Raw genomic sequence first — 25,896 nt, 5'->3', positions numbered from 1 at the left:
TTATAAAATGTTTCTTTATTAAATCCTTTACAAAAGTAATAAACTTTCATATTTCTCGAGCCAAAGATGGGATTTGAACCCACGACCTCTTCCTTACCAAGGAAGTGCTCTACCCCTGAGCTACTTCGGCTTATAAAAAGCTTATCTACAGATAATAGCCTCTACCTATTTGGACGTTTCATCAAAAAGACAGAGACTTAAAATCAAACTTTAAAAATGAGCGGAAGACGGGCCTCGAACCCGCAACCTATAGCTTGGAAGGCTATCGCTCTACCAATTGAGCTACTTCCGCTGAATGATTTTATATGAAAATGTCAATCTTTTTATGAAATAACATCCATCATGCTAAAATCGAAATGGTGGAGGGAGAAGGATTCGAACCTTCGAAGCCGAAGCAACGGATTTACAGTCCGTCCCATTTGACCGCTCTGGAACCCCTCCATACCTGCAAAATAATTTGCATTTAGAGCCTCTTATCGGGATCGAACCAATGACCTACTGATTACAAGTCAGTTGCTCTACCAGCTGAGCTAAAGAGGCAATATTTTAATTTTAAAAAACTCTCCAAAGAACATCTACCTTTTTAGATAGCGAGTGCAAAAATCCAACTTAATTTTGATATTTGCAAGTTTTTTAAAAACTTTTTTCTTGTGTTAAAGAACGCTAATGATCTCCTTCAAACAACTTTTAATTGTCATTCGATTTTGATGAGGCAAAGATAGCGACTACATCGAAACTACAAAAATATTTCACAAAAAAAAACGGCCGTTTGCACCATATACTTGATACGCAACGAAATAATTTACATCTTGCACCGGATTTTTCAAGACAGTTACTTATGCTCATAAAACGAAAAGGGCTTTTCGGAAATATATTGCTATTGACTTCATTGTTAATAATGTCATTTTTCTCCCCTACTTATGCTCAGGAACAAACATTTATAAAAAGAACGATTAAAAAGTTCTTTTCTTCAGAAAAAGATTCGACCCGGGGAGCCAGCCTGATTGTTTTGCCAGCTCTGGGATATGCCCAAGAGACCGGCGTAGAGTACGGCATTGCTGGAACATACAATTTCTATTTAGATAAAACCGACCCAAATAGTCGGACCTCCAATATAACGCTTATGGGGACACTCACCACGAAAAAGCAGAAAAACATAAAATTGCTAACCGATATATGGACACAAGATAACGCTTATCACATCCTATCCGAACTACGTTACCGAGACTGGCCTTTTAACTTCTATGGGCTAGGATCAAACACGTGGCTCACCGATGAAGATTTTTTAGAACAACAACTCGTACGGGCAAAAGCAGACGTAGAGAAGAAAATAGCTCCTAGATGGTATGCTGGTATAAACGCGAATTATGAATATTTCAAGTTTGAAGACCGTGAATCTGGTGGGATTTTTGAACAGCCCGACGTATTCGGAAAAACAGGTGGGCAATACTTGGCCCTGGGCGTGTCGTCTCTTTATGATACCCGAAATAATACGACCTATACAACCCGCGGTTTCTATTCCCGACTAAAATATGCCTATGCTCCTAATTTCTGGGGCGGAGATAATTTCACAGGAAGTCAATTGGAAGCTGATGTCAGAGGGTTTCATCCTCTTTCGTCACAGATAACCCTTGCCGGGCAGGCGCTTTATCGTGGCACCTTCGGGAAAAATGTTCCTTTTTATACCTATCGCGATCTGGGCGGCGACATGACGATGCGCGGTTACTACCTTGGTCGATACAAAGATAAGAATTATGCCGCGGCACAATTGGAATTGCGATATCGGTTCATCCCCCGTTTGGGCATTGTCGGCTTTGGTGGAACAGGCAGCACCTTCTCCCAACAGCATAATTTACGCTTCGTACCTAGTTTTGGCGGTGGCATCCGTTATTTCTTTAGCTTAGAGCACAACAGCACTGTCCGTTTTGACTATGCGTTTGGAGAAAAAAGACCAGGCGAGAAGAGACAATCAGGATTTTATTTAAGTATCAGCGAAGCTTTTTAACGTTCACCTCCAAAACGGATAACGTAGCTGAAAATTTTCTTTTCGTTGTTCTTTGCGGTAAATTAATATGCCAAAATGAAATAGATTGATCGATACTACAACGTCTGCACTTTGCACCAGTTGCTGCCATATCCGTTTTGTTTTGCGAGTTTGAAAAGGTTCATGTACAACAATGAGCTTCCCCTGACGCACCGCTTCGATGATGTCCCGAAGGGGTGTTTCTTTCAATTCTATCCAAAACACATTGGCATCCGTTGTTTGTTCGAAATAGGCAACCTCCTCCTTCTCCATACGTGCCAAGATGCGCAACAACAACTTTTTATAACGTGGTTTAAAACCTAAAGGGACATTGATATGGCACATATGCACACGTGAAACCGTATAAATTGCATTTACCGCCAAATCGTAAACAAACGGAGAATGCGTACCATGCCGGCTATTAGATACAAAAAAATGTTTTATCAGATCCCAGTAGTAGCGCATATCACAAAGATAATCATTAAGAATGAGCGACTATTCTTCTTTTTTGAAATCTGGATTGTAGATAAGTTTAATCGTACTATGCTGTATCGTATCCTGGTTAAAGTTCAACAAAGCAACTTCAAAATCAACTTCCTCCTCGCTTTTAAACTTCAAAATTCGATCGATATCTTTCTGTAAGAAAACTTCTTTGACGTAAAGAACGCCAGATCGTGTTGGAATATGCTCTCTTTTCCCGCCCTCATCTGTTTTTACCGACCAAGCAAGCGGGCTATTAATTGCTTTATTTCGCAAATCCAGCTTTCCTTCGCATGTACCCAATGCAAATTCAGTATATTCATATTTTAAATCAAATATATCGTCTCCCAGCTTGCCATAAAACTCGCCTTTATTGTTGAGCAAGATCGTGTCTGGCCATATTTTGTAAATATTATCCTTTTGCGGACAAGGAAATTCTACATAGACAATAGGATCAATGATCGGCTTGGGAGGTGCAGGATCTATACTACTACAGGATAGCAGGAACAAAAACGACACACTAAGAAACGGAACGATTAGTCTTTTCTTCATTATTCAAGTTTAATATAATAATTTAAACGCTTTTCAAAAAAACGATAAAAATATGATTCATGCTACATACATCAGTAAAATTCGGGTATATGTTGTGATTGGCGTTACAATTTTAGAATTAAAATTGTAACGTGAACGTACTTCCCTCCCTCTCTTCGCTTTCCACAAAGAGGTTACCTTTGTGCAAAAGCATAATTTGCTTACTAAGGGTCAGTCCTACCCCGCTGCCCGATTTCTTCGTCGTGAAAAATGGTGTAAAAATCTGTTCTTGAATATCTGGAGACATCCCCCTTCCATTATCTTGGATTTTAATAACCACATGGTCCTCTCTTTTCAACCCCGCTATACTGATATAAGGTTGAGCACAATCCTTGACAGCTTCCATTGCGTTCAGTAAAAGATTAATCAAAGCCTGCTCCACCAGATTAACGTCCGCGCGAAGAACTAGACGTGTATCTTTCAAAATAATATCCAAATCGATATTTTTCTGTAACAGTGTAGGTTCGAGTAATTGATAGACGCTTTCAAAAAGCATCCTCAATGGTATTTCTACAAAATTAGGTTGATCTACTTTATTAATCAACCGGTAACTCTTGGCGAACTGTAGAAGTCCCTCACTACGTCGCTTTATCGTATAGATGCCAACCTTAAGATCTTCTATATCTTCTTCTCCACCCTTTCCCTGTTCCAACCGCGCATGTAGCGTCTCTGCCAGTGAACTGATCGGCGCAATAGAGTTCATAATTTCGTGCGTCAGTACCCGTAGTAGCTTATGCCAAGCCTTCGTTTCCGTTTCATCTATGGCTTCGCTTATATTCTGGTAAACGACAATCCGAAATGCTCCATCTTGCGTTGAAAACGTGGAACCATGCATGAGTAATTTCATTTTCCCCATCGCTAGGCTCACCGATTCCACCTGCTGTTTACCAAGTTTCATATGAATTGTTTTTTCATACAATTCGGGATTTCGTTTCATCAAACCACGAATATTTCCGATATGCGGTGTTCGAAAAAGTCGTTTAAATGCATCATTAATCCACATTACTTTTCCCGTATCCTCTTGGTAAAAAATAATCGCGGAATCCAACATATTGAGAACCTTATTGAGGTATTGATGTTGGATTTCCTTGTCCATACTGATACGCTTATACACCTCGTTAATATCGTTGAACGCCAAAAACAATTTGCCTTCAACAGATTTCGGACGCCTAATGACAAACCGTCGCGTAAAATCCCTGTAACGTACAGCTTCCGAAAAATCGAGTACTTCTTTAACTAATTTCCGTTGCTGGCCTAACAATCGATAGGCGAGTACAAAAAGCACGATAAAAGTTAGGATTGCAGGCAAGTACCATTTTTGAAAGAATAAATAGGCTATGCCTACCGTGATTACCAGTATGAGCAATAATTTCCAGAAGAAAAAATCCAGGAGTCGCCCCATCTATCAAATATTATATTTCTCCATGCGTCTATATAGTGCAGCGCGCGTCAACCCCAATTCCCTAGCAGCTTTGCTAATATTGCCATTATAACGTTCGATCGCCGATTGAACAGCATGACGTTCCATTTCTTCTAAGCTCTGATTGGCGTGTGTAGGTTCACTTAACTTACTGCTCTCCTGGATCGCTTGTTCAATTGGAGAAAACAGGATATCGCTATCCCCTATACTTTGTTGTTCTGCCATAATAACCGCACGCTCCACACTGTATTGAAGCTCGCGAACATTACCCGGAAAATGATAGGCGTTTAACTTTTGAATAGCATCACGCTCAAATCCCTCTATACGCTTATGGTACTTCTGGTTGTAAAACGCTAAAAAATGGTTTGCCAAGAGCACAATATCCTCCCCCCTTTCTCGTAAAGGGGGCACCTGTATCTCTACGGTATTGATACGATATATCAAATCTTTACGAAATCTACTCTCATCAGCCAGCGCTTTTAACGGCACATTAGTCGCACTCAGCAATCGAATATCCACCGAGACAGGCTGATAGGAGCCTAGCGGGACGACTTGTCGGTTTTGTAGGACACTTAATAATTTGGCTTGCTGCTGCAAACCGACATTCCCTATTTCGTCTAAAAATAACGTACCTCCGTTTGCTGCCTCAAAACGCCCCTGTCTATCTTCCCTGGCGTCGGTAAACGCTCCTTTCTTGTAACCAAATAGCTCGCTTTCGAAAAGTGTTTCCGTCAATGCCCCTACGTCGACTTTGATATAAGCTTGCTTTGCTCGCAACGAACGCCGATGCAAAGCATGCGCAATCAAGTCTTTTCCTGTACCGTTCTCGCCCAGTATTAAAATATTTGCCTCCGTCGGTGCTACCTTATCTATTTTATATTGTAGATCTTCCATAATCGCCGAACGGCCGATTAAATCGTTTTCTTGACGAAGTACCGGTGCGATTGATTTATTTCGCCCTTTTGTTTGCGTGGCTTCTTCGAAAACGGTCTTCAATGTTTGCAATAAGTATTCATTCTGCCAAGGCTTTACAATAAAATCAGAAGCCCCTTGCTTAAGTGAACGTACAGCGAGATCCACCGCACCATAGGCCGTAATCATGACCACCTGAATATGTGGATATTGACTTTTGATTTCCCCCAACCAAAATAATCCTTCGTTACCTGTATTGATTGCACTCTTGAAATTCATATCCAACAGTACAATGTCGATCGTATTCCGTTCCAACGTACGAAGAATATTTTCAGGATTAGGTTCCACGATGATCTGTTTTACTTTCGGTCTCAACAGTATCCGAACAGCTGTCAACAAATCCTGGTCATCATCAACTACTAAAATAGAGGCTTTTTTCATTACAAACTAAGGTAACTTTTTTTCGCGTTAAAAATCTAATGTTCCCGCGTAATAATCATTGATATATTTTTGCATTATCCACTCGTACTGTTTGATCACCAACGCGTTTCTGGTGTTATCCAATTTATTCTTTGCCGTCAGAAATAACACAGAATTGCTGTTTCCAGCATCAAAATGCACCTGCGCAATGCGGAAAGCTTCTTGGTAGCTCTGTTCCTGTTCACGCAAGTTATTGACATTTTCCTGAAGTGTTTTCATGCTAAACACCGCTTTCGCAGTTTCTTCCCGTACCCTATTTTCCAGGATCTTCCGCTCCCAACTTACCTCATCGAGGTCTAACTTTGCCAGTTTCACTTGCGTCCTTACCTTCATTTTATTGAAAATAGGGATACGTAAGTTTAGTGAGACACCTTTTGCAGGATAGTTTTTAAACTGTTGCCAATAAGTAAACCCGGACTCATCAATACTTGAAAAACGCGATTGTATGGAAGCAGACAATGACAAAGATGGGTAATAATCAGCTTTCATCACCTTTACTTGTTGCTGGGCTTCCTCCACCCGCCAATCCAAAGCCTTAAATTGGGGCAAGACTTCCATCGCTGTATAATATAGATCCATTTCGGAATAACGATTCTGATCAATCGAGAATGGCAATGGTTCGAGTTCGGGCAACTCATTGATGGCGATATTTAATAACGCGGCTAAACGTAATCGTCGATTGTATAACACCTGTTTGTTTGTTTCCAACAGATTTTGATCGGTCCGCAATTGCCCTTTTAGATCATAGAAATCTCCCGGATCTGCCGCTCCCTCCCGCTGCATGATCTCCATCCGGCCTACATTTTCCTGCGTTACGGCCAATTGTCCTTCCATCTGTTGCAACATATCCTGTGCTGTTAATACCATTACATAAGCTTCCATCACATCCAGCTTCAATTCATTCACAGCCCCCTCGAACTCAAACTTTCCGGCTTCCCGCGCACTCGCTCTCCGCCGGATGTCATGCAAAACTTGGAATCCATTGAATATCGGTGCACTGAAATAAAGAGACTGTCCACCCGAATAGTAACTCGTATTCACAAATTGATTGGTCGTGGCATTCACGCTACGCCCTTCATTATATCCATGTTCGATATTTCCTTCCAAAGAGGGTAGCCGGTTATAGTGCGCCTGCTTATAATTTACCTGATTCCGATATACGTTCAATTCCGTTTGCTTTAAAATTGGGTTATGTTCAACCGCTAATCGCACACATTCGGTTAGAGACAAACGTGCAGAAGTTTGTCCGATCAGCGAACTTATATTACTATAACTGATTACAAATATCATCGTAACGACAACCAAATTTCTCATCCGTATAAATCTGACAACTTCATCCACAATCTTTTTATCATCCTTTCCATAGCACGTGCCAAAAATATAACAACCTATAATAGAATAAAATACAAAAGAGATAAACAGCACGCTGTCCAATATCGAACAGTTGCTGTTCATCAACGAACATGAACCGAGTCCTTCATTTTTTTGTCTTGACACAAAAAAACGAAGCAAAAAAAAGTCAAGACTTGCATGGTTACGCTACCTTTACTTGCCTATTCCTAAACAGCATGAAACTCCCTTCGGTCAAACAACATGCTGTTTTAACGGAATAGCCTGCGTAAAGCTGGCCGCGGAACAATGCTAGGTCGTTTTACCCCGCGGCATCGGTATCAATTATTGAACGCGTTCATCTACGCAATGCACTATCCCCTCCTTAACCCTAAATGTCGCATCCGGATTTTTGACAACTGTAAAAATCCTCTCCTTGCACTTTCCCTCCCTGTCAAACATCCGAAGCGACGAGCTTTTTGGTTCTTTTTTCTAAAAAAAGGACAAAAACTTCATTATTTCCAATTCTTAAACAACAATTTCCTTTTGCGTTACATTTTGTTTGGAATCTTTCTAAATAACTCTCATCTTTACATCAGTTTAAAATAATTCTAAATAGTCATTTAAAAATATACTTTTCTATTTCTCTCTCTATTTCTACTGGCTTCTGTGCTCTCCTCAATTAGCATGGGAGCCGTAGAAATTTACTTTGCTCGCATTCTTTCTATTCCTGTCCAGCAATGAACAACATACTGTCCGAATACGAACACCACCATGCAATCATTAAAAATAAAAACCTATATATAAGCAACTTACAATATTGGCATAACATTGTATAGGCAAAAGTATAGAAGCATAAACTTTTTTACTTTTTAATGGACAGACCAATACAGCAGAAGAAATGGAACAGCAGGCGGATTTTAACGCTTGCCGGTATTGTCGGAATCATCGCTCTGATAGGTGCAAGTTATTATTTTACGAGTGGGAACAGCAGTTTGAATGTCGACAATGACCGCATCAGTATTGTGGAGGTTAAAGAAGGCACCTTTCAAGAATTTATTCCAATTAATGGAACGGTCCTTCCCATTAGCAGTATCTATTTAGATGCTTCTGTCGGGGGGCGCGTAGAAGAAAAATATGTGGAAGATGGAACGGTATTAAAAAAAGGAGATGCGATCATGCGGTTGGCAAATACCGATCAGGAATTGAGCTTGGTACAACAAGAAACGCAGGTTCTTAATTTGTTAACGCAAGCACAAATCGCCCGCACCAATGCCGAGCAAATGTCCGTTAATAACCGTAACCAGATGGCGGATGTGCAACAGGCATTCCGTGAAGCGGAACGGGTATATAATTTAAATCAGAAGTTATATAAGGAGAAAGCTATCGGTTCGCAGGAATTCGAAAAATCGGTCAACGAATATAACTATCAAAAGCAACGTGTGGCGTTGACCAAGCAAATCCTCCGCCAAGATTCCATTTCCAATAATCAAAAAGCTCTTCAGGACCAAAAGACATACGAACGTACACAAAGTGCGCTAAACCTGATGCGCAAGAAAGTAGACGATCTTATTGTACGTGCACCGGTTGACGGGCAGCTAACATCTTTTGATGCAGAAATCGGCCAAAATAAAAATGTGGGGGAACGGCTTGGGCAAATTGATGTCCTGACGGGTTTTAAAGTACGTGCTGATATTGATGAACATTACATCAATCGTATATTTACCGAGCAGATCGGTGAATTCACGTTGAGTGGGAAAGTCTATAAGCTGAAAATAAAAAAAGTGTACACTCAAGTAACCAACGGCCGTTTTCAAGTCGATATGGAGTTTGAAGGCGAGACGCCTTCCAGTGTCCGTCGTGGCCAAACATTACAAATCCGTTTGGCCTTGAGCGATGAAACAAAAGCATTGCTGCTCGCAAAAGGAGGTTTCTATCAACAAACGGGCGGTAATTGGATCTTTAAATTGGACAAAAATGGAAGTACTGCCTATCGGGCAGATATACAGCTCGGGCGCCAGAATCCCGAATATTATGAAGTAATCGGAGGTTTACAGCCTGGCGATAAAGTTATCGTGTCGAGCTATGAAACATACGATAAGATACAGGAATTGAATGTTCGATAGAACTAGTATTATAAATCATGATAAAAATAACAAACCTGCAGAAATATTACCGCACCGAAGAGGTCGAAACAGTTGCATTAAACAACGTCAATATTCACGTAAAAGAAGGTGAATTTGTTGCTGTCATGGGACCCTCCGGTTGTGGCAAATCCACGTTATTAAATATCGTCGGATTATTAGACGATTTAGACGAAGGCAGCTATCTATTCAACGGTACAGAGGTGGCGAAATTCAAAGAAAGCAATCGTTCTAATCTGCGTAAACATAATATTGGTTTTGTATTCCAGAGTTTCAATCTGATCGATGAACTGACCGTATTCGAAAATGTGGAACTGCCTTTGGTGTACACAAAAGTACCCGCCGCAGAGCGCAAACGTCGTGTGGAAGAGGTATTGGAAAAGGTACAGATCATGCACCGACGCAACCACTTTCCACAACAGTTATCAGGAGGTCAACAGCAACGTGTCGCCGTTGCGCGGGCAGTTGTCAACAATCCGAAACTCATCTTAGCCGATGAACCGACTGGTAATCTTGACTCAAACAACGGTAACGAAGTCATGCAGCTATTGACCGAACTGAATGAGGCCGGCACGACTATCGTCATGGTGACACACAGTGAACATGATGCTAAATTCGCAGACCGTGTTATACGGATGCTGGACGGGCAGGTCATTATGGAGACAGAGCATGTTTGAGCAATGTTGTAGAAAATACGAAAAACATGATCAAGAACAACATTAAAACAACACTTCGATATCTTTGGCGCAACAAGCTCTTCACCGTCTTGAATATCGTCGGGCTTTCCATAGGTATTAGTGCTTGCTGGATGGTATTCAGCATCGTGCATTACGAATTTAACTTCGATAAGGATATACCGGATGCAATAGATATTTATCAAATCGTATCCGAAAATGAATTTGAGGGCAAAAAAGGTGGCTTCGCGGGCATCCCCTTGGGCATGGCACCTCTATTGGCGGATGAATCCCTGGATGGCACATTGGTCGTACCAATTTATAGCCAATATATCGAGCGTTTATCTATACAGCAAGAGGGCGAAGAAGAGCCTTTGCTACTGGAAGAGCAAACCGGAATTATAGGTACGCGGACAACTTATTTTGACCTGCTTCCTTATGAGTGGCTTGCTGGCAACACCAAAACAGCTTTTGCTGCACCCAACAATATCGTGCTGACGACCGACAGAGCAAAGCTGTATTTCCCCAAAAGCCATCCGACCGAACTTATTGGCAAGGTAATCATGCGTGATACTACACAATTGGTTGTATCTGGCGTGGTCAAAAGTCTTCCTTTTCCTAGTAGTTTTAACGCTCAGGTCTTTATGCCCATTCCCGAAAAAGAATGGAGCAACCACGACTGGTTGGGGATGAATTCCAATCATACTCTCTATGTGAAAGCGAAAAACCAAGCATCCCTCCAGCGCTTATTGGATGTGGTGCATAAACGCTATAAGGAAACGGCATACGAAGAGCATGCTACATTGGGCGTTAAAATACAATTCGGGGCATTCCCATTAGTGGACAAACACTTTGAAAGGCAATACGATCCCGAGGGAATCAGCGCCGACAAAAAGGTGATTTACGGCCTTATCGCCATTGGCGGATTCCTACTTATTCTGGCGTGTATCAATTACATCAACCTCAGCACCGCACAGGTGCCACAACGTGCCAAGGAAATCGGCATTCGCAAAACATTGGGCGCAAGACCGGTTTCGCTAACGGCAAATTTTATAGTAGAGACCCTGTGCATAACATTTTGCGCCTTGTTGCTGTCGGGACCATTAGTACTCTTTTTTCAACGGGTATTTCCGGAGCTCATGCCCAACGGAATAGAGCACTTCGACAACAGTCTTCCAGTGGGGATATTCCTTTTCGGACTGATCCTATTAATTTCATTTTTCGCCGGTCTCTACCCCGCCTATCTGATCAACAAGGTACGTTCGATAGAAACCTTAAAAGGTAGGGTAGAGACGAAAATCAAGGGAACCCGTCTTACCTTGCGCAGATCCTTGATTGTGTTTCAGTTTATCATTGCACAGTTTTTTATCGTGAGTGCGTTGATCATCGAGCAACAATTGGATTACACGTTAAGGTCGGACCTGGGATTTGTACATGATGCCATTGTGAATATCCGGATGCCTTATAAATCGTATCAAAATAACGATGTCGATCCTTTTCTGTACAAACAGGCCCTGAAGAAATATCCCGAAATAGCGGGTATCGCCATGGGACACGAACCGCAGAGCGATAATCATTGGGGCAATTTGTATTATTACACAGCAGACACTGGGCGTATCCAATTGCATATCCCACGAAAATACATCGACAACGATTACCTCAATCTTTACCAAATCGAGTTGTTGGCGGGACGCAATATCCAACAGACCGATACCATGCGCAATGTCATGGTCAACGAGACTGCTCTTAAAGTACTGGGCTTGTCATCGCCGGAACAGATCATCGGGCAGCACCTTATACAGCACGAAGGCGCCAGTCTCCGCGTGGTAGGTGTGTTCAAGGATTTCCATCAAAAATCCTTGCGCACCGAAATAGAGCCTTTGCTATTAGGTTCTTCCCAAGATCCAGGGGAACTCCAAATATTCCACATCAAAATGCCGAATGACCGAAGACAATGGAAAAAGACGCTGGCGACGATGGAAAAAGAATGGAAAACCTTTTATCCGAATGCACCGTTCGAGTACAAGTTTGCCGACGAAAAGATAAAGACCCTCTATGAAACCGAACACCGCACCGCGAAGCTGATTGATCTGGCTACCGGGGTTACGATTTTTATCAGTTGCCTCGGTTTGTTTGGTCTAGCGACACTTACCGCATTTCAACGTACCAAGGAAATCGGTATCCGTAAAGTGCTGGGCGCTTCGGTGACGGGCATTGTAGGCTTGTTGTCCAAAGACTTTGTCCAGCTGGTGGTTATCGCCATTGTTATCGCATCGCCCATCGCCTGGTATGCGATGAACAATTGGTTGGCCGATTTTGCCTACCGCATTGCTATCCAATGGTGGATGTTTGCGCTGGCAGGTCTGCTGGCCGTAATCGTTGCGTTGCTCACGGTGAGCTACCGGGCAATTAAAGCCGCAAGGGCTAACCCAGTAGACAGTTTAAGGGATGAATAAAATAGCTTGAAGGATGAATTGATAATAATGTAAGGAAACGAATAAGATGATCAAGAACCACATAAAAATAGCTTGGCGAAACCTTTTGAAAAACAAAGGAAACTCCACGATCAATATTCTCGGTTTAGCGTTGGGTATGAGCATAGCGCTCATTATAGGATTATGGATCAACTCGGAAGTAAAATACGATCGTTTTTATTCCAAAACTGACCGCATAACGCAAGTGTACACACTGGATACCTTTGAGGGAAAATCCCATACATGGGGAAGTACACCTGCAATTTTGGGTCCCATACTAAAAGAGGAACGTCCGGAAATCGAGGAAGTGGTTAGAACGGCAGATGTCAACCATCTCCTACATGACGGAGAAAAACGCTTTAAAGCCTCGGGGACCGTTAGTGATCCTGGATTTTTCAAATTATTTGATTTCGCCTTTTTAGCAGGCAATCCGGAAAATGCGCTCACCAAACCGGATGCTATCGTCTTGACCGAATCGTTCGCCAAGAAGTTGTTTGGACACACAGATGTGATAGGCCGGACATTGAAAATAGAGACATTCGCTTCCATGTCCGTCCAAGGCGTTATCCAGGACATTCCCCGTAATTCTACCTTTCATAGCAATGATTTTTTTTGTTCATGGGATTTTCTAAAAACAGCAGGCTGGACCTTCAATGATTCTTGGACCAGCTACAATCATCAAACGTATGCCTTATTGAAAGAGGGAACTTCCCTAGCTGCTGCCAATCAACATATCGCGAATCTTGTCAAGAACCACACCAACAATCAGGTAAAAGCGAGCATTTATCTTTATCCGGCAACTCGTTGGCATTTGTACAATAAATCAGAGAATGGGAAGATGGTTGCTGGCAATATTACCACCCTGCGTATGTTCGCCTTGATCGGATTCTTTATTCTCCTTATCGCGTGTATTAACTTCATCAACCTAAGTACCGCAGGAGCGGAAAGAAGAGCTAAAGAAGTCGGTGTACGTAAAGTTGTCGGCGCCCCCAAGAAAACACTAATTCAGCAATTTTTATTGGAATCGTTTCTCATAACAGGTATTGCAGGTATCATGGCATGGTTGCTCACCGTTATCGGACTTCCCTTCTTCAATAGCCTAACCAATAGCAACATCAGTATCGGCGATCAGCCCTTTGTATTTTGGGGGCTCTTGATCGCGGTTATAGCTGTCGCCACGCTTGGCGCTGGTGTATACCCTGCTTTCGTACTATCAGCTTTCGAACCAATTAGAAGTCTAAAGAGTAATCTATTATCTCCGAAAGGAAATTTCAAACCCCGGAAAGTATTAGTGACATTACAGTTTACCGTCTCTATCTGTTTAGGCATCTGCACCATTATTATCGGCCAGCAGATACATTATGGGCAGAATCGCGCAAGTGGCTATGATCAAAACAATCTCGTTTACACCGCTTTGGAGGGAGGTTTAGGACAAAATTATGAGGTTGTACGCCAGGAACTTCTACAACAGGGGATTGCCAGCAGCGTCGTTAAATCCGCAGGGCGTATTACCTCTTATAATAGCAATAGCTGGGGTTATCATTGGCCAAATGCGCGACCAGAAGACTACGATGTAACGTTCAACACCATGAGTACAGATGCCAGTTTCACACAGACAATGGGGATTAAGTTACTGGCCGGCAGGGATATTGATATTTACAAGCACCCTTCTGACTCCAATGCTGTCTTATTAAACGAAGCAGCTGTCAAGCGTATGCAACTTACCAATCCGCTGGGCATATCTATTATAGAAGGCAAAGGTACTATATACGAGACAACTTGGAACGTGGTCGGTATCATAGCCGATTTCATACTGCAATCGCCCTATCAAAATATTGAACCGATGATGGTAAAAGGTCCCGCCAGTTATTTTAATTATCTACATATCCGATTAAATACCGCGAACAGTTTATTGTCCAATATGGATCAACTCCAAACGATATTGAAAAAATATAATCCCGATTATCCAGCAGACATTCATTTTGCTGATGAAGCCTATGCATTAAAATTTGTCCAACAGAAGCGTACCGCGACCTTAACAGCTCTATTTTCGGGATTAGCTATTTTTATCGCGTGTTTGGGGCTGTTCGGATTAGTTTCTTTTGCGACGATACAAAGACAAAAAGAGATTGGTATTCGAAAAGTATTGGGCGCTTCAGTTGCCACAATTGCCGCGATGCTGTCAAAAGATTTTCTAAAATTGGTTGTCCTAGCCATTGTCGTCGCCACTCCTATTGCCTGGTGGGTTATGCACAAATGGCTGCAGGATTTTGTTTATCGGATTGATATACAGTGGTGGACATTCTTCTTCGCTGGTCTGCTCGCTATTTTAATTGCTTTGCTTACAGTAAGTGCGTTAGCGATTAAGGCCGCACGAGCGAATCCGGTAGATAGTTTAAGGGATGAGTAAAACACTAAAATTATGATCAAGAACCATTTGAAAATAGCGCGGCGTAGTTTATTGAAAAACAAGAGTTTTTCCGCCATTAATATCACAGGGCTTGCGATCGGCTTGACTGCTGTCCTTTTGATAGCAATCTGGGTGCAGAACCAATTCCTTTACGACAACTTCTATGCGAATAAAGCACATATCTATCAACTCATGAATCGTACAGATAAAGATGGAAATGTCAATATACACGGTTATACGATGCCAGCGGCAGCGCCTGCGTTGCAACAACAATACCCCGAAGTAGAATTTGCCGCACGAGTATCGTGGACGGACGAACATCTCTTTCTATATGAAGGTAAAAGCATTAAGTCTAGAGGCTTCGAGGTGGATGCCGACTTTTTGGATATCTTTGATTTCCCTGTACTATACGGCATGAAAAACAGCATGTTGGATGAGCCCAACAGTATTGTTTTGACAGCGAGCTTCGCCGCAAGTCTTTTTGGCTATGAGAACCCAATAAATAAAACCATTACGTTAGAAGACAACGTTCCGTACAAAGTAACGGGGGTTCTTAAAGATTTGCCGACGTATACTGATTTTGACTTTAAATACCTGATGCCCCTGAGTCCGGAACGCGCACAAAAATCTTTAAACAACTGGAATAACTATTCCCTGAGAACCTACGTCACGTTAAGAGAAAATGCAGAAGTACACACCTTTAATGAAAAGATAAAGCCTTTAATTAGGGAAAATGCTTCCTATTTAGAATGGACATCCATTTTCCTCTATCCTATCTCCAAAACACATCTTTATTCCCGCTTTGAAAACGGAATACCTGTTGGTGGAAAAATAGAACAAGTCCGTTTAGTAGCGGGAATCGGTTTCTTAATCTTACTGATCGCCTGCATCAATTTTATAAATCTCAGTACCGCCCGCAGCCAAAAACGAAGCAAAGAGGTTGGTGTGCGCAAGGTGATTGGTGCAACGAAGAAAACATTGGTCAGTCAGTTTTTGTCAGAATCCATTTTAATAGCCTTTATTGCCGGTCTTATTTCGGTGGTGTTGACCCTGATTTCCCTTCCTCTGTTCAATAGGCTCCTCGACAAGCCTTTAGTAGTGGATTGGGCAAACCCCATGATATGGGGTACAGGTGTCACTTTTATGCTAATCACAGGGCTGCTCGCCGGAGTCTATCCTGCATTCGTATTGTCTTCCTTTCGACCTATCAAAACTTTAAAAGGAATAGTCAGCATATCACATCGTCCATTCAACTTCCGCGCGGGACTGGTGGTCGTTCAATTCGCTATTGCTGTTTTTCTTATTGTAGCCACCTTGGTTATCCATCTACAGGTTAAATTTGCGGGAGAACGGGAAGCCGGCTATCAGACCGCCCAATTGATCGAGATAGCCGCCGAAGGAGAGATTGACAATGACTTCGATGCACTTAAAGGCGAACTGATAAGCAATCGGTTAGCCACACATGTTACACGAACAAGCGGATGGACAGTTGCAGGCGGCTATTCTTCAACGGCTATGAACTTCTCTTGGGATGGCGCTACACCTGAACAGATAGATAACAGTTTCTTCTATATGCTTCGTACAGAAAGTGATTTTGCGAAAACATTAGGTCTAACACTTTCGGATGGACGCGATATCGATTACGCCCGTGTTCCTGCTGACAGCGCTTCGGTATTGTTAAACGAGACCGCTATAAAACACATGGGGTTGGAGAATCCGGTGGGGAAATATTTGAAATGGGGTGATAACCTCTATACTATTGTAGGTGTTGTTGAAGATTATATTTTCAATTCTCCGTATGAAGACGTGGGTCCGCTACTCGTTCTAGCAGACAATCAGTATCTACATAATATAGTGATTCGTTCTAACCCGCAGCTTTCCATGTCGCAGAATATACAAGGCATCGAAAAGATCGTCAAAAAGTTTAATCCTGATTATCCATTCAGCTATAAATTTGTTGATGAGCAGTATGCGCAAAAATTCCATGATCAGAAACAAATGGGAATGTTGGCATTTATATTTTCCATGCTGGCGATTTTCATATCCGCTTTAGGATTGTTTGGACTAGCTTCATATATCGCAGAGACCCGCATCAAAGAAATCGGTATCCGTAAAGTATTGGGCGCCTCGATAATAGGCATAAGCACGATGCTATCGAGAGATTTTATCAAACTGGTCGTGATATCACTACTCCTCGCCACTCCTATTGCCTGGTGGATTATGAACAAGTGGCTTGAAAATTTTTCTTATCGAACAGCGATTTCATGGTGGGTGTTCGCCTTAGCAGGTGTGACAGCAATAGCAATTGCATTATTGACTATAAGCGGACAGGCTATACGAGCTGCTCTTGCCAATCCCGTAGATAGCTTGAGGGATGAATAACAGCTAAAACCATGATCAGGAACTATATCAAAATAGCATGGCGTAATATAATACGCCACAGATCTTTTGCTTTATTAAACATTGCAGGTCTTGCTGTTGGCCTAGCTGCCAGCATACTCATATTATCTTGGGTACAGCATGAGCGCAGTTTCGACAGCTTTCACGAAAACGGGAAACAAATATATCGTGTCCTGTCCAAACTAGACGGGGAAGATTTCACAGCGGCCATTGCGCCGCCACCGCTTCTCCCCGAACTTAAGGAAAAAATGCCAGAGGTAGTTGACTTTACCCGCATCACGCTTCCTCGAACACATTATTTCGAATACGATGAGAAGCGATTTGAGGAAAAGGCAGTATTCTATGCAGACACCAATTTTTTCGATGTATTCAGTTTCCAACTTATTGCCGGCGATTTATCAAACGTGCTACAACGTCCAGACGGTGTTGTTATTACAGAACGTGCAGCTAGAAAATATTTTGACCAGCAAGACCCTGTAGGTAAAGTATTAAAGATGGATCAGGCACGACCACTAACCGTTACCGCCGTCATGGCCGATATCCCTTCAAACTCACACCTGCAAATCGATTTTCTTATCCCCTTTGATTTTTTGAATAAAAGTGATTACCTCTATCCTGGTAATAGTCCGGACGATTGGGGGGATTTTAAACACTACAGTTATATACAATTTCAGCCGGATGTAGCCGCCGATCCAGTCAAGCGTCAAAAACTGGAAGAACATATCAATACGATTTATCGAGCACATGCCAACAGTGCCCTGCAAAAAACGTCGTTCCTCCTACAACCATTGAAGGATATCCATCTCCACTCCCAAAATCTGCAGGTTGACCTTGCCGACCATGGTAACCACCAGTACGTTGATACGATGTTCTTTGTGTCCATTTTCATCCTCTTAGTAGCCTGTATAAATTTTATGAATCTGGCAACCGCCCGATCAGCACGACGGGCAAAGGAAGTCGGTCTCCGGAAAGTCGTCGGCGCCCATCGTGCGCAGCTCGTTATTCAATTTCTAAGCGAAGCTTTGTTGATTGCTTATCTTTCGTTCTTTCTGGCAATAGGCTTGGCCTGGATCGCCTTACCCCTATTCAATCAACTCGCGAACAACAGCTTCCACACTATTTTCTTCCAGGTTGATTTTCTCTTGATGGCACTTGCCATCGCAACCTTGACAGGACTGCTAGCGGGTATATATCCAGCAATATACTTATCCGGATTCGCGCCAGTAAAGGTGTTGAAAGGCATATTCTCAACAGCGCGGAATGGAAATCTACTGTTTCGAAATACGCTTGTCGTGCTGCAGTTTGTCATTTCGATCACACTCTTAGTAGGTACTTTTGTGGCTTATCAACAACTGAACTACCTTAAAAACAGAAATCTTGGGTTCGATCAATCGGGACTGCTATACATTCCAATGGTCGGCGATATCTGGGGACAGCAACAAGCTTATCGGAATGCGCTCCGTAGTAATCCGCTGACCGCTAACTTCACTGTTACAGATGATGTCCCTACCAACCTACGTAGCGGCACCATCGATTACTATTTCGATGGTAAAACGCCTAACTCTTCCCTTATCTTACCGATGATGGATGTAGATGAGCATTTTTTCGAAGTATTCGATATGCAAATGATTGCCGGGCGTAGTTTCTCTCCTCAATTCGGAAGTGATTCGAGTAATTTTGTCGTGAACGAGACTCTGACAAAAGTCATGGGTGTATCACCCGAGGAAGCGATCGGTAAACCCTTTATCCTTTGGAGCAAAAAAGGAACCATCATCGGTGTGGTGAAAGATTTCAACTTCAAACCAGCCAGTCAAGCTATCGAACCCCTTGTCATGCAATACAATGACTGGGGCGGTATGGTGGTCGTCAAAGCGCAAATCGCTCAGTTGGACGCCACACTGCGTTTACTGGAAAAAGTTCATGCAAAGTTTAACCCCAACTTTCCCTTTTCTTATGGCTTTGTGGATCAGGATTTGGAAAAGCTCTATCATGGAGAGGAGCGTTTGAGCAACTTGTTTAATTTCTTTGCCGTTTTGGCAATTTTCGTTTCCTGCCTCGGTCTATACGGGTTATCTTCCTTTATTGCTGAAAGGCGAACCAAAGAAATAGGTATACGTAAAATATTAGGTTCTTCTACTGGTCGCATTTTCTATTTGTTGTCGAAAAGCTTTCTGATTCTAGTAGCTATAGCTATTGGTATCGCCTTACCTCTGTCCTGGTACGCCGGAAATGCCTGGCTTGCTTCTTTCGCCTACAGGATAAATATGCATTGGAGCATATTCATCCTAGCCGCGATTGTTGCGATATCGACCGCTATGGTGACCACAAGTTATCAAGCTTGGAAAGCCGCACGAGCCAATCCGGTGGATAGTTTGAGGAATGAGTGAGGGCATTGACTATGGAGTTACTAGTAACAACTATACGGCAATATAGTATGCCCCGTTCTTATGTTCTATTCTCTTAATTATGGGAGGAACTTCTTCGTGTAGTACTGTAAAGAGGTTTTTAGGTTCTATATAATGACCTAAGTCAGCACAACATTTTTCACAAATTTCATCTGGGTCTCTATTTTCCGTGAAGTACGATTCTTCGATCAACTTTCTTAACCAATCTCTTATTTCCTTTTGTTCTGATTCGGTCGATTCTTTGTATAGGTCTATGTCGTGCCTTTTGTCTACCAACTGGAATTCATCGACAAACATATTAATCTCCGAATCCCATCTTTTCATATCATAGACTACCCAACTATCAAAAGTCTTAATAGAAACCTGATAAAGGGCGGCTTCTTCAGTATCAGTTTTCACGTGGGGAAACAGAAAGCCCACATTTTCTAACCCAAATGCAGCTTTTGCCCTAAAAAAATCAGAAATATACCATTTGATCAACTTAAAACGTTCCATTTTATCCATGAAATCTAGGTGCTTTCCCATCAAAAACGATATTTCTTTTGGTGATAAATTCTGAGAAATCCTATGCAATAACATACGATAATAAATCGCAATACTGAGCGGTGAACATTTACGTGAATACACCTTTACTTTCGGTTCATTTTTCTTTTTTCTCATAATCAAAATTTATTTTTATATAGTTTATCTATACAAAAGAACAGAAAAACAATCAGTATTCAAAACATTTGTTAAACTAATAGTCACATTTACTACATTTATCTATACAAATCGACAGATAAACTAAAAAAGCATGACTAATCTTGGAGAATATTTAGCAAAAAAATCAGTAAATAAATCAATGGTAGCACGCAAGACAGGGCTCAGTAAGGCAAGAATAAATGAACTGACCATGACCACCACTTCGAAGTTACGCTTGGATGAAATGTATCTCATTGCGCTGGCTATTGATACGGATCCTTGCGAAATGATGAAAACTTTATGTCAAGACCTCCGGTTAGCGGAGGAATAGCGTATAACGTTCACAAATCAAATCGACATCACAGCAAAGCGAAGTAACATCGTTTTACGGTAATTAAGCTACTCAAAAGTTATCTCCAAATTGTTCGTCATCGAACAATCAGTGTTCGATTCCGAACACCCTTAGCCTAAAAAATTAAACATAACAACCTAATATACAGCTGTATAATTTTTCGGATCAGTAATGGATACCATGTTAAAGATTCGGTGAGCTAAAATTAGACAAGATACAGCAGACGATAGATTCGCAGATGTTCAAATAAACGACTAAGCAACAATAAGATGATCAAAAACCATATAAAAACAGCCTGGCGGAATATCCGGAAAAGAAAATTTCACGCGATCATCAATATTATCGGTTTAGTTTCGAGCATGGCTTTTGTGTTATTGATCGCTGCTTATGTATGGCAAACGTATCAAGTAAATAGCGGCCTTCGTCATCAAGATCGACAGTATCTATTGCAAAGCGAATATAAAAAAACGGGGATCGGTTTGGAACTCACGACCGTTGGTGCCCTTCCAAAGGCATTGCGGGAAGAATACCCCCACCTTGTCGCAAATTACTACCGCATCGATGGTTTAACGTGTATCATATCCAATGGAACGGTTGTACACGAGGAGTCTGTTTCTTTAGGAGATTCCACACTACTCGATATGTTCGGTTTTGAGCTTTATGCAGGAAACCCAAGTACAGCCCTCACCGCTCCATTCTCGGTTGTCCTGACAGAGCCGGCAGCGATGAAGTATTTTGGCAAGAAAGAAGTTCTCGGGGAAAACCTAACTATTCGGAATTTTGCAGGCGAAAAACAGGACTTCATTGTTACAGGCGTATTGAAGCCTACCGTACAAAATTCTGTTATGGAATTGAATGCTGCCCTGAGCAGCTCGATATTCCTTCCCATGGCGAGCGAACAGTATTTCGGCAGAAACGTGGACAATTGGAACAATCTATGGATTGCGGGTTTCATTGAACTGCAGGAAAACGTACGACCGGAACAATTAACTATCCCAATACAAGACTTATTAAAGCAACACGCCGACGAGCAAGTTGCTGCCAATCTTATGCCGCAACTCAAGCCACTCTCCTCCTACTATCTGGACGATAATAAAGGCGCTATAAGGCAACTAACACATGTGTTAGTACTCATCGCAGGATTTCTTCTCTTCATGGCTGTGGTCAATTTCATCAATTTTACGGTGAGCCAAAGCTTTACACGGCTAAAGGAAATTGGCGTTCGAAAAATGATGGGAAGCAACAGATTCCAATTGATACTACAATTGACCACCGAATACATGCTGTTGGTATGGATCGCCGGTTTGGGCGCTTTAGGCTTATATCCCGTATTAGCGCCCTTGTTCGAATCCATCATGCTCACAACGTTGCCCGGCATCTCCACGCTTCCCGCATCCTTCTTCCTCTATTTCGTGCTTGCTGTATTATTTTTAGGTATGCTCTCCGGTTTGTATCCGGCCATGAAGCTGTCCCAAAACCACCTATTGGAATCACTGAAGAACCAGCTGACGAACATACAGCAAAAGCATCTTATCCGCCGCATATTGTTATTCACACAGTTCACGGTTACTATCGTTGTTCTGATTGCCGCCGTTGTTATTTCCCGACAAGTTGATATCTTCATGAAAGGTGATTTAGGCTATGACAAGGACTTTCTCCTTACCGTACAAGCGCCACGGGACTGGTCGGAAACAGGTTTGCATAAAATGGAGATGATACGTGACGAATTACGCGGCTTACCGCACGTCGAAAATATCAGTCTTTCGTATGGTATACCCGGTGCATTTGCAGATGGCATACAACAGGTAAAAAAAATAGGTAGCCAAGACGAAGTCGACGCACTGATGATTACTTCCGACCCATACTTTTCGGATGCCTACAACATTCCTTTGTTAGCTGGTCAGTTTTTTAACGATCCGGAGGAGCCTACCACAGACAATTCGAAATTGGTCGTTAACGATAAAGCAGCAAAAGCATTGGGGTACCCAACAGCAGCAGAAGCCATAGGACAACAAGTCAGTTTATTCAACGGGCGATTTACAGGAACTATTTCCGGTGTAACCGAAGACTTTTACGCGAATTCGATGCACAGCATATCTCCGCCGGTAATATGGTTTTCAGTCAAAAACAATAATCAGTACCGTTTTCTATCCATTCGGCTTAAAGCAGGCTCTACGATTGATGCGTTAAACACGCTGGAAAGAAAATGGAAACAGCTTATGCCAGAGGCCCCTTTCGAGTTTCGATTTATGGATGATACGATTAAAAACATGTATACCGTCGAACTACAGCTGCAGCGTGCTGCGCAAGTCGCTACCGTTATTTCTGTCATTATTATCGCTTTGGGCCTTATTGGGTTAACCGCTTTAGCCATTAATCTGCGTTTAAAAGAAGTCGGCATCCGAAAGGTGCTAGGCGCCTCTTTACGGCAAATTATCATGCTATTCAGCAAGGAGTTTTATATCACATTTTTCTTCGCCGTGCTGGTGGGCTGCCCCGTGGTTTACATCGTCATGAATAAGTGGTTGGCAAACTATGCATCACGAATAGAATTGAACATGAGTATGTTTATAGTTCCGCTAATGGGATTGATATTGCTCTTGTTTTTCATCACCGGCGCGATCATAGTTAGCGCTGTAAAGGCCAATCCGGTGGATAGTTTAAGAGATGAGTAGTATGGGACACTTAGGTTAAAAAGATGATACGGAATTATATAAAAATCGCTTGGCGAAACCTCAAAAGGCACAAGTTGTTTTCATTGATTAACATTTTGGGCTTATCACTCGGTGTATCGACATGTTTCATCATGATGCTGTATGTTCAAGACGAGCTGAGCTACGACAAGTTTCATCAGAACGCGACGAATATAGTCAGGGTGGTGTTTCAGGCAAATATAAATGGCGGCAAAATAAACGAGAGTGTAACGATGGCGCCGGTCGCGCAGACCTTGAAAAATGATTTCCCGGAGGTCGAAGACGCAACACGGTTACTCGACTATGGTCATCCAAAAATATCTTACGAAAACAACGTATTCAAAGATCTTCGGTTTGCTTTCGCTGATCCCAACATCTTTGACATCTTCACGTTGTCCATGATAGCGGGAAATCCGGCAACCGCTTTACGCGAACCCCACACTGTCGTTATTACCCAATCGACTGCGAAGAAATATTTTGGAAAGGAAGATGCGCTAGGAAAAACTATTTTATTGACCGCAGACCAAGGCCAACCCTATCGAGTAACGGGTGTTATAAAAGACATACCTTCCAATTCACATTTTCATTTTGACCTATTTGGCTCCATGACGGGTTTTGCAGGCGCTACATCCGATTCGTGGATGTATGGCGGGTTTCACACCTATCTCCTTTTAAAACCAGGAAGTGAAATAGAAAAGATGGAAGCCAAGTTCCCAGAAATGGTAAAAAAGTACATGGGACCACAAATACAACAGCAGATGGGATTGAGCTTGGAACAATTCACGACGAAAGGCAATAGGCTTGGATTCACCCTGCAACCACTAACCGACATTCATCTCAACGCCTTCACAACGACCGAACTTGAGCCGGGAGGCAATAAAATGTATGTGTATATCTTTGGAGGGATCGCCCTTTTTATGGTCGTAGTCGCCTGTGTCAATTTTGTTAATCTTTCGACCGCTAATGCATCGAAAAGGGCGAAAGAGGTAGGCATCAGAAAAGTCGTCGGCTCAGGAAAATTTCAGCTCGTCAAACAATTTTTATCAGAATCTATCTTCATTACATCTTTATCGCTGTTCATTGCGTTTATCTGGATACAACTGGCTTTACCGATATTTAACAATATCGCATCAAAAGATTTAAGCTTTGACGCGAAACCTATTTTTGCCTTTATGGGTTTAGGCATGCTCGTCGGCATTGTCGCCGGTATATATCCCGCTTTTTACCTATCCTCCTTCAAACCAATCGCCGTTCTAAAAGGGAAACACACAACCCGTTTCAAAAATTTCAGTTTACGAAGCCGCTTGGTTGTTTTCCAGTTTACCATCTCTGTGGTGTTAATTATTGGTACGATTGTCGTCTATCAGCAGATGAAATATATACAAAACAAAGATCTCGGATTTGATAAGGAGCAGCTCATCACAATTCCGAATTCGTACGTATTAGGTAGGAATGAGCAAGTGTTTAAGCAGCAACTGTTGCAAGATTCAAGAATTGTCAGTGCAACGGCCTCCTGGTACAGACCTGCAGGACCAAGTCACTACAATAATGCCTTAGCCTATACACAAGGCAACGATAAAAATGTTGTAAACGGCGTGGATTACCACGTGGATGAAGATTATATACCGACCATGGGCATGCACATCGTTAGCGGCAGGAATTTTTTGAAAGATTTTGCAACGGACTCTACTGCTATTATTTTAAACGAAACGGCAGCCCAAGCGTTTGGCTGGAATGCCTCAACGGCAGTAGGCAAAGTGGTTGTAAGGCAAAACAGTGCCAAAGGTGATCATGTCCCTTTTCATGTTATTGCCGTTGTAAAGAATTTCAATTTCAAATCGTTACACGAAACGATCAGCCCTTTGTACATGACGCTACAACCCGAGGGGGGATTAATGTTTAAGATAGAAACAACAGACGTTGCGGGTCTACTATCAACCATGAAAGAACATTGGGACAGTTATCAAACGGAGGAACCCTTTACATATGCCTTTATGGATGATCTTTTCACCAAGACTTATACCTCAGAGCAAAAAACATCCGTTATCCTTCAGATTTTCAGCGCACTTACCATATTTGTTGCCTGTCTTGGCCTATTCGGCTTAGCCACCCATACTGCAGAACAACGCACCAAAGAAATCGGGATACGAAAAGTATTAGGAGCCTCTGCAATAGGCGTTATGCAAATGTTAACCAACGATTTTCTGAAACCCATCTTAATTGCCGCCGTTATTGCATTTCCTGTCGCGTGGTGGGCAACGAATAACTGGCTCGATAATTTTGCTTACCGCATCGATTTGGCGTGGTGGATGTTTGCGTTAGCAGCCGGCATCGCTTTTACTATTGCTATTCTCACCATATGTACACAAGCCTTTCGGGCGGCGAGTGCCAATCCTGTAGATAGTTTAAGGGATGAGTAAAATCTAAA

Annotated in this window: 16 protein-coding genes and 4 tRNA genes; 10 read left to right on the top strand and 10 right to left on the bottom strand. The window is 42.2% G+C overall.

The genetic code is table 11. The features are described from left to right. Positions 1–58: 58 nt before the first annotated feature. The 4 genes from H8B17_RS16730 to H8B17_RS16715 form a co-directional block, all read right to left on the bottom strand. A tRNA-Thr gene (locus H8B17_RS16730) sits at positions 59–130 on the bottom strand. An 89-nt stretch (positions 131–219) separates the two neighbouring features. Then, a tRNA-Gly gene (locus H8B17_RS16725) sits at positions 220–292 on the bottom strand. 65 nt (positions 293–357) lie between these two features. Beyond that, a tRNA-Tyr gene (locus tag H8B17_RS16720) sits at positions 358–441 on the bottom strand. A gap of 26 nt (positions 442–467) precedes the next feature. After that, positions 468–540 (bottom strand) — tRNA-Thr (locus H8B17_RS16715). 298 nt (positions 541–838) lie between these two features. On the opposite strand from H8B17_RS16715, the gene H8B17_RS16710 reads away from it, so the two are divergent. After that, a complete protein-coding gene (locus tag H8B17_RS16710; RefSeq protein ID WP_223816641.1) occupies positions 839–2,005 on the top strand; it encodes a BamA/TamA family outer membrane protein in 1,167 nt (388 codons plus the stop codon). Between the two features lie 3 nt (positions 2,006–2,008). Here H8B17_RS16710 and H8B17_RS16705 read toward each other — a convergent pair whose 3' ends face one another. The 5 genes from H8B17_RS16705 to H8B17_RS16685 form a co-directional block, all read right to left on the bottom strand. Next, entirely contained in the window at positions 2,009–2,488 is a 480-nt protein-coding gene (locus H8B17_RS16705) for a hypothetical protein (RefSeq protein ID WP_190310367.1), read from the bottom strand. Positions 2,489–2,518: 30 nt separating this feature from the next. After that, on the bottom strand, positions 2,519–3,055 hold the full coding sequence (locus tag H8B17_RS16700) for a hypothetical protein (RefSeq protein WP_190310366.1): 537 nt from the start codon (positions 3,053–3,055) through the stop codon (positions 2,519–2,521). 118 nt (positions 3,056–3,173) lie between these two features. Further along, positions 3,174–4,496 carry a sensor histidine kinase gene (locus tag H8B17_RS16695; protein ID WP_190310365.1) on the bottom strand — a complete coding sequence of 441 codons (1,323 nt, stop codon included), beginning with the start codon at positions 4,494–4,496 and terminating at the stop codon, positions 3,174–3,176. A 3-nt stretch (positions 4,497–4,499) separates the two neighbouring features. Beyond that, on the bottom strand, positions 4,500–5,867 hold the full coding sequence (locus H8B17_RS16690) for a sigma-54-dependent transcriptional regulator (protein ID WP_190310364.1): 1,368 nt from the start codon (positions 5,865–5,867) through the stop codon (positions 4,500–4,502). Between the two features lie 27 nt (positions 5,868–5,894). Further along, entirely contained in the window at positions 5,895–7,220 is a 1,326-nt protein-coding gene (locus H8B17_RS16685; RefSeq protein WP_190310363.1) for a TolC family protein, read from the bottom strand. Positions 7,221–8,110: 890 nt separating this feature from the next. Here H8B17_RS16685 and H8B17_RS16680 point away from each other — a divergent pair. Genes H8B17_RS16680 through H8B17_RS16655 form a run of 6 tightly spaced genes read left to right on the top strand, consistent with a single transcriptional unit; the run spans position 8,111 to position 19,724 of the window. After that, positions 8,111–9,361, top strand: a complete 1,251-nt coding sequence (locus H8B17_RS16680) for an efflux RND transporter periplasmic adaptor subunit (protein ID WP_190310362.1) — start codon at positions 8,111–8,113, stop codon at positions 9,359–9,361. Between the two features lie 17 nt (positions 9,362–9,378). After that, positions 9,379–10,056: an ABC transporter ATP-binding protein gene (locus H8B17_RS16675; RefSeq protein WP_190310361.1), complete on the top strand. Its 678-nt coding sequence runs from the start codon at positions 9,379–9,381 to the stop codon at positions 10,054–10,056. A gap of 26 nt (positions 10,057–10,082) precedes the next feature. Beyond that, complete coding sequence (locus tag H8B17_RS16670; protein WP_190310360.1) at positions 10,083–12,509, top strand: ABC transporter permease; 2,427 nt, start codon at positions 10,083–10,085, stop codon at positions 12,507–12,509. A gap of 46 nt (positions 12,510–12,555) precedes the next feature. Next, positions 12,556–14,937 carry an FtsX-like permease family protein gene (locus tag H8B17_RS16665; RefSeq protein ID WP_190310359.1) on the top strand — a complete coding sequence of 794 codons (2,382 nt, stop codon included), beginning with the start codon at positions 12,556–12,558 and terminating at the stop codon, positions 14,935–14,937. 12 nt (positions 14,938–14,949) lie between these two features. Further along, entirely contained in the window at positions 14,950–17,319 is a 2,370-nt protein-coding gene (locus H8B17_RS16660) for an ABC transporter permease (RefSeq protein WP_190310358.1), read from the top strand. A gap of 11 nt (positions 17,320–17,330) precedes the next feature. Then, positions 17,331–19,724 (top strand): ABC transporter permease, encoded by a 2,394-nt coding sequence (locus H8B17_RS16655; RefSeq protein ID WP_190310357.1) that lies wholly within the window; start codon positions 17,331–17,333, stop codon positions 19,722–19,724. A gap of 30 nt (positions 19,725–19,754) precedes the next feature. Here the strand turns inward: H8B17_RS16655 and H8B17_RS16650 are convergent, their stop codons facing one another. Further along, positions 19,755–20,267 (bottom strand): hypothetical protein, encoded by a 513-nt coding sequence (locus H8B17_RS16650; RefSeq protein ID WP_190310356.1) that lies wholly within the window; start codon positions 20,265–20,267, stop codon positions 19,755–19,757. A gap of 268 nt (positions 20,268–20,535) precedes the next feature. On the opposite strand from H8B17_RS16650, the gene H8B17_RS16645 reads away from it, so the two are divergent. The 3 genes from H8B17_RS16645 to H8B17_RS16635 all read left to right on the top strand — a co-directional run bounded on the left by H8B17_RS16645 (position 20,536) and on the right by H8B17_RS16635 (position 25,888). Beyond that, positions 20,536–20,754 carry a helix-turn-helix domain-containing protein gene (locus H8B17_RS16645; RefSeq protein ID WP_190310355.1) on the top strand — a complete coding sequence of 73 codons (219 nt, stop codon included), beginning with the start codon at positions 20,536–20,538 and terminating at the stop codon, positions 20,752–20,754. Between the two features lie 290 nt (positions 20,755–21,044). Beyond that, complete coding sequence (locus tag H8B17_RS16640; RefSeq protein WP_190310354.1) at positions 21,045–23,450, top strand: ABC transporter permease; 2,406 nt, start codon at positions 21,045–21,047, stop codon at positions 23,448–23,450. Positions 23,451–23,473: 23 nt separating this feature from the next. Continuing rightward, entirely contained in the window at positions 23,474–25,888 is a 2,415-nt protein-coding gene (locus H8B17_RS16635) for an ABC transporter permease (protein WP_190310353.1), read from the top strand. Positions 25,889–25,896: the final 8 nt, after the last annotated feature.

This window comes from Sphingobacterium arenae (assembly GCF_014692505.1).
Lineage (GTDB): Bacteria > Bacteroidota > Bacteroidia > Sphingobacteriales > Sphingobacteriaceae > Sphingobacterium > Sphingobacterium arenae.
The sequence above is the reverse complement of the archived record's forward strand: the minus strand, read 5'-3'. Positions and strand labels throughout refer to the sequence as shown.

Coding starts and splice junctions, on each gene's coding strand:
- H8B17_RS16710 (WP_223816641.1), top strand. CDS start 839: ATGCTCATAAAACGAAAAGGGCTTTTCGGAAATATATTGCTATTGACT.
- H8B17_RS16705 (WP_190310367.1), bottom strand. CDS start 2,488: ATGCGCTACTACTGGGATCTGATAAAACATTTTTTTGTATCTAATAGC.
- H8B17_RS16700 (WP_190310366.1), bottom strand. CDS start 3,055: ATGAAGAAAAGACTAATCGTTCCGTTTCTTAGTGTGTCGTTTTTGTTC.
- H8B17_RS16695 (WP_190310365.1), bottom strand. CDS start 4,496: ATGGGGCGACTCCTGGATTTTTTCTTCTGGAAATTATTGCTCATACTG.
- H8B17_RS16690 (WP_190310364.1), bottom strand. CDS start 5,867: ATGAAAAAAGCCTCTATTTTAGTAGTTGATGATGACCAGGATTTGTTG.
- H8B17_RS16685 (WP_190310363.1), bottom strand. CDS start 7,220: ATGAGAAATTTGGTTGTCGTTACGATGATATTTGTAATCAGTTATAGT.
- H8B17_RS16680 (WP_190310362.1), top strand. CDS start 8,111: ATGGACAGACCAATACAGCAGAAGAAATGGAACAGCAGGCGGATTTTA.
- H8B17_RS16675 (WP_190310361.1), top strand. CDS start 9,379: ATGATAAAAATAACAAACCTGCAGAAATATTACCGCACCGAAGAGGTC.
- H8B17_RS16670 (WP_190310360.1), top strand. CDS start 10,083: ATGATCAAGAACAACATTAAAACAACACTTCGATATCTTTGGCGCAAC.
- H8B17_RS16665 (WP_190310359.1), top strand. CDS start 12,556: ATGATCAAGAACCACATAAAAATAGCTTGGCGAAACCTTTTGAAAAAC.
- H8B17_RS16660 (WP_190310358.1), top strand. CDS start 14,950: ATGATCAAGAACCATTTGAAAATAGCGCGGCGTAGTTTATTGAAAAAC.
- H8B17_RS16655 (WP_190310357.1), top strand. CDS start 17,331: ATGATCAGGAACTATATCAAAATAGCATGGCGTAATATAATACGCCAC.
- H8B17_RS16650 (WP_190310356.1), bottom strand. CDS start 20,267: ATGGGAAAGCACCTAGATTTCATGGATAAAATGGAACGTTTTAAGTTG.
- H8B17_RS16645 (WP_190310355.1), top strand. CDS start 20,536: ATGACTAATCTTGGAGAATATTTAGCAAAAAAATCAGTAAATAAATCA.
- H8B17_RS16640 (WP_190310354.1), top strand. CDS start 21,045: ATGATCAAAAACCATATAAAAACAGCCTGGCGGAATATCCGGAAAAGA.
- H8B17_RS16635 (WP_190310353.1), top strand. CDS start 23,474: ATGATACGGAATTATATAAAAATCGCTTGGCGAAACCTCAAAAGGCAC.